This window comes from Succiniclasticum sp. (genome assembly GCF_056977735.1).
Genome location: NZ_DBMCWA010000011.1, coordinates 1 through 5,900, shown reverse-complemented (window position 1 = coordinate 5,900; position 5,900 = coordinate 1). Strand labels below are relative to the sequence as shown.

The 5,900-nt window shown below is 45.2% G+C and carries 2 protein-coding genes; both read right to left on the bottom strand.

What is annotated here, in order from left to right; genetic code table 11:
* Positions 1-4,805, bottom strand: a 4,805-nt coding sequence (locus tag ACZOWY_RS07235; RefSeq protein WP_484394620.1) for an ESPR-type extended signal peptide-containing protein, incomplete at its 3' end; no start/stop codon positions are given.
* A gap of 521 nt (positions 4,806-5,326) precedes the next feature.
* Positions 5,327-5,452: a hypothetical protein gene (locus ACZOWY_RS07230; protein ID WP_484394617.1), complete on the bottom strand. Its 126-nt coding sequence runs from the start codon at positions 5,450-5,452 to the stop codon at positions 5,327-5,329.
* Positions 5,453-5,900: the final 448 nt, after the last annotated feature.

Here is a 5,900-nt window from a genome sequence, read left to right as displayed (position 1 = left end):
ACAACAGATTTCCCGGTGTTGATTTTCACTACGCCATTAGCTGCTACTTCTGCCGTCGTGTTCTTACCATCCGTAAAGTTCAGACCGTCAGACAGTTTCACGCTCTGGGCGTTTTCGCCGTTCGCTTTATACGTCAGGTTGTCTACGTCAATCTTATATGAATAATTTCCGTCAATATCTGTGGGTGTAACCTCATTAACACTTGTTACATTGGCGCCTGCTGTAACTGTTGTACGCGCTTTCTTCAACTGACTTACGTTCACCGCGTCCGTATCAATTTCTCCGGCTGCCACAAACTCAATTTTCTGATTGCCGGCACTGATTCCTGCCGATGTGAACTGGGTGTTGACAGGCGAATCTGTAATAATCTTGATTCCCTTCTGAGAAACAACCGTTGCTCCTTCAGCTACATTGCCTATCGTAAGAGACCCTTTATCACTCAACTGAATTTTATCGGAAAGCTTAACTTCAAGTGTATCAATCCCATTCGAAATGACCGCGATATTATCATCAGTCAGATTCTCCGGCTTCGTATTCGCGCCACCGATGATATCCAGTTGCTGACCCGGTTTTCTGGAAATGATGTACGTATCAGGTGTTGTGTTGTCTCCACCAAATTTCAATGGAGCCATTGAGTCCTGAATCTCTTCCATATTGGCTTTTACAGTATAGGTGCGAACATTGGTACTCTGGTCCAGGTCCCCACCTTCTACTGTTACACCTGTACCGGATTTCAGTTTGGTATCATAGGCATTGACAGTATAGATTGCATGGCCGTCGGTTCGGTCGAATTCTGTATCCAGCTTCGTGTTTGTACCCTGGTTAAGTTCCACCCGGGATGTCTTCAGCTGTGCTACATTCACTGCATCCGTATCTTCAAATCCTGCCGCCACGTTAGTAATCTGGCGTGTGTTCCTGCTATCGCCGACAGATACTGCTGCCGCCGTAGATTTCCAGGTAGCAGTTTCCAAAGTTGAGGCCTTCCCTGTAACCGGATCATACCCGACAACTTCCTTATCCGTATCCGCAATGCTGTTGCTGCCCAAAGCTACGCCACCCTTAACAGTAGCATTGGCATTCGTACCAATCACGACTGCATCAACAGCCGAAGTTGCTATTTCTCTGTCCGCAGAACCGATGACCACTACACCATCTGCGTTGGAAACGGTACGGTTGGTACCGATAATACTGTTATTGCTGCCGTTGGAAATCGTATTCTTATATCCGATAGCGCTGTTATATTCAGCAAATTTCGCCTCCGCAACTTCGGTTCCTTCGCCACTTGCCGCAGTTCCGGTAATTTTGTTGCTCACGCCAATCATGGAAGACTTCTTCGCATAATCCGCCGTATTGCCGCCGCCGATGGCCAATACATCGCCACCATCTTCCGGAGCCGATACGCCAAATGCATCCATTCTGGCTTTTAACAACGTATACGCAGTTTTTGCTGCATCAGAATCCGCACCCCATAATTTAACAGCCGATGCATATACACCGTACATTGTACGTAGTTCTTTAACCTGAGCATCTTTCAAAGCGCCGTACGAATTGGTAATTTTATTGCCCGTACCAAAGACCAGGGCACCGTTGGCATTGTTAGTTGTATTAGCCAGACCTACTACGCTATTGCCAACCCCATCATAAGCAACGCCTTCTGCTGCGCCCACTTCATTGAAACTGCCATAAACGGACGCACCCGTACCCTGATAGGTAGTTGTACCTGCAATGGAAGAATAAGAACCGGCTACCGCCGAGAACATTCCGTTCGTTCCTGCCGCTACACCTGCAGCGAGGGAATCTGTTCCAGTTGCACCATCATTATTATAGTTTGATTTATGCACTTTACCTAATACAGGTACTTCGTCATTTACACTGTAGTAATTGCTTTTTGCAGCTTTCAACTGGGCCACGTTGACCGCATCTGTGTCCTGTGTACCAGCTGCCACGCCAGTAATCTGACGGGTAATATCATGTTCTGCATCACCGACAGATACCGCTGCAGTCGTGGATTTCCAAGTAGCTGTTGTATCCGTAGATGCCTTATCTGTTAAGGGATCATATCCAGAGGCGCCTGCAGCTACAGAAGCAACCGTATCTTTGCCCAGCGCAACACCGCCGGCTTTTGTAACAGATGCGTTGCTACCCAGGATAAAGCCGTCAGCCACTTCAATTGTATTATCGTTACCAATCGCATAAGAACCGTCGCCTGAAACAGTGCTGGGATCACCAAATGCTCCGGCGTTTTTACCGGAAACGGTATGCCCTGTACCAATAGCAATACTGTTTTCACCGGATACGGTGGAGCCGTTGCCAAACACAATGGCGCCTGCAGCCTCTTCTGTAGCCTTTGCATTTTGACCGATTGCATAGGTATAATCTGTAAGAACCTGTGCTCCCTCACCGATGGCTACGGCAGCTTTGCCTGCGCTGACTGTTGCTGCTGTGGTTCCAGTTTCGTCAGTACTTTCTGCCGCTTTCTCACCTACTGTTCCGCCCAAAGCTGCCAGTGAGTTTTCACCGTACGCTTTAGATTCCACGCCAAACGCGGTTGCATAATCACCGGAAGCATCTGTTTTGCTGCCAAAAGCTGTTGCCCCTTCGCCAGAAGCTGTAACTTTTTCATCTGCAGTACCAATTCCAAACGACGTAGCGCCTTTGCCACTGGCTTCTGTGTATTGGCCAAATGCGGTGGACATTAATCCGGATGCGGTTGATAAATTACCGAAAGCTGTAGCCGCCTGTTCGCTAGCAGTAGTAGAGACACCAAAAGCCGTTGCACGACCAGCGCTGGCGGTAGTTCCCGAGCCAAATGCCGTTGACATGTTGCCGGTAGCCTTTGTTGCATTACCAAATGCGGTAGCCGCCTGGCCACTGGCTGTATTGGATGCACCCCATGCCGTAGCATAATTATTGGTAGCATTTGTATTTGAGCCGAAGGCTGTAGAATACATGCCACTTGCTAATGTGCCTGATCCAAACGCTGTAGCCGCTGTATTACTGGCTGTAGAACCCATACCAAAGGCCGTGGATGCAAAAAAACCACTCGCCGTCGTATTATTACCAAATGCTGTCGCAGTGTTTTCGCCACTGGCTACTGTACCCACACCAAAGGCCGTCGACTGATAACCGGAAGCTTCTGTATTCTGTCCGAATGCTGTAGAGTCATAACCGCTGGCAACGGTTGATTCACCAAATGCCGTTGCAGCGCGACCATAAGCAACGGTCTGTGTACCAAATGCCGTTGAATCAACACCCCAGGCTTCAGTTTCAGATCCAAATGCAGTAGCTCGCGCACCAACTGCATATGTATACTTACCCCAAGCAGTTGCCTGTTTTCCGAAATCATTGTGTTCACCTGCGCTGCCTTCATACCGCTCTTCCATCCAGTTCCAGTGGGCTTCTCTTGTTTCGTCATCATCCCCTGCTTGCGTCAACTCTCCCCAAGCTGTTGCATCCGGCCCCTTGGCGGAAGCAGAAAAACCATGTACATAGGAGTGTTCACCACTGGCGACCAGCTGTCCGGTAGATCCTTCGCCAATCGCAATCGCACCATCACCCGTGGCTTTTGCACCGTTGCCGATAGCGATGCTACTTGCACCGGTTGCACTGGCTGCCACACCTGCAGCTATAGCATTGAGGCCGGTTGCACCGGTATTGTTATAGTTACTCCCATGGGTACCGCCATCATTGACACTGTAATAATGAACGCCAGTATAATTTGCTACTTCCTCTCCGTTAACTTTAATAGTAAGTGAATCGTCATTTGCATGTTTGGTACCATTCGCATTGACAGTTGCAGTTACAACATCGCCTGTCTGAACTGTTGCTTCATATAAAGTCTCTTTACCGGAAATCTGATCTTTCATCTTGATTCGGTTAGTCATAAAATAACCATTCGATTTTTTATTGACTTGCCCCACCATCATATCCAGATCCTTGTTTTCTACCGGTCCAGTTATAGTAGTCATCTTGGGATCTTGCGGCGCATTTCCATTCTGATCAACAATATTAGTTGTCCACGCACCATCTTCATATTTAGCTGTTACCGTATAAACATTTGTAACATCAGCGGGAGGCGTCATCAACTGTATATAACCTTGGGGATTTGATGTCCAAACATTTCCATGAGAATCTGTTAACGTCGTAATCCATTTTGCAGAAGATGTGTTCGGTTTGTCAGAATCGGTATATGCTGAAATATAATATACATCCCCCGCTTCTGTCGTATACGAACCAGTATAACTTTTTCCGTCATCACTGAATCCGCTATTTTCAGATAAAGTTCCGTTTATATTAATCGCAGTAAGCGATCCTGCCGGATTTCCTCTATAAGTATATGTTCGGATATTGGCAATTCGAGTTGATTCTGTTTTCGATAAAGTATGGAACCGACCGATATATGTGTTGTAATTCTCATTGCTTGGAACTGAAGATTCCTGCACCAGAACAAGTTTACCATCAGGCAGATATGCATTTGTAGCATTAATGCCAACTGTCACTGTCTGTAAACCGCTGGCAGATTTAGTTATCACGCCCAACGAAACTGCACCAGTTTTAGTGTTAACCCCTGTGGTATAGTTATTATGAGTCACCGCGACAGCACTTTTAAAATCATCTTCTGATATGCTGTCTACCTCATAAGTACTTGCAAATGCAGGCATACTTAAACTGGAAGCCAACACAGTTAATGCGGTTATTTTCTTTAAGGTACAGGAGCTGCATTTGCCGTTACGTTTTGCCATTTCAGAAACGACGATATAGCAATTCTTAGTCTTACTCCATATAATTCTGTAAATCTTATTCATGCGGCTTTCTCCTTTCAATACGCAATTGCGCCATGAGTAAAATTTAAATAGTTAGATATTATTAAATATTATTAAATATTATTAAATAATATGAATATACGTTATTCTCAATATGCACAACATGCTACCTTTTATTATACTCTCTCACCATTTACATGTCAAATCTGCTCTATCGTTAAATTACTTAATAGTTGTTAATAACTCTTTATTGATTATATTATCTTTTTATGACAATCCTGTGACAATTAACAGTTTAGAAATAAATTTCAGAATCTTATTTTGGACTTTATTCCCGGAATGCTCACATTCCTGCAATAATTGATTTCAATTAAACAGAAAACTAATCTCAAATTAAATCAGATTATTTGGCATTTCCCTGTCCATATCTGATCCACCGGTTTCACCTTTAAGACTGCCCATGTCGGGTGCACCAAAACAACGCAGCCTGCCATGTTTGACAGACTGCGCCGGTGTGCGGATTAATTGTTGCGAAGACAATCGTTCGTTTATATTCAATTAAATCATTGTTCGGCGCTTTCACTCCGAAGCATTGTTTTGACCTCCGCAATATCTTTTTTCAGACGCATGGCAATTTCTTCTGCAGGCATACCGCTGGCGTGCAGGGTTAGGACAACTAAGCCTTCCACTTTTGTGCTTCTCCCACTTAGGCAGCTACACAAAATGAATCTCCAAATCCTCCGTCAGTTTGTGGTTCAAATCTTTCGTGTTCAGCACCGCAAAACTACTGTGGTAATCCGGCCAGATATTGGGCTTGAATAGTTCATATGCCAAAATACCAATCACTACAGTGCGGTTCAGAGAAAAGCATTGGGTATCATATATATTATATCAAACTTGTAGTGAATTATCTATGAATTTTAACAAAAACACCCCTCCGGAACCGTTATGATTCTGGGATGCGCCGTTCGTTACTATTACTTCCTTAATCTGCTATTATTTTCATTTAAAGCTATTGTGCTATAGCCCTACAACAAAAAAGCCCCCGCACGTGTTGTGCGGGGGCTTCGTCTTAACCGGCAACAATCTATCCTCCCGGGCCGCTTCCAGCCAAGTACTTTCGACGCGTGAGAGCTT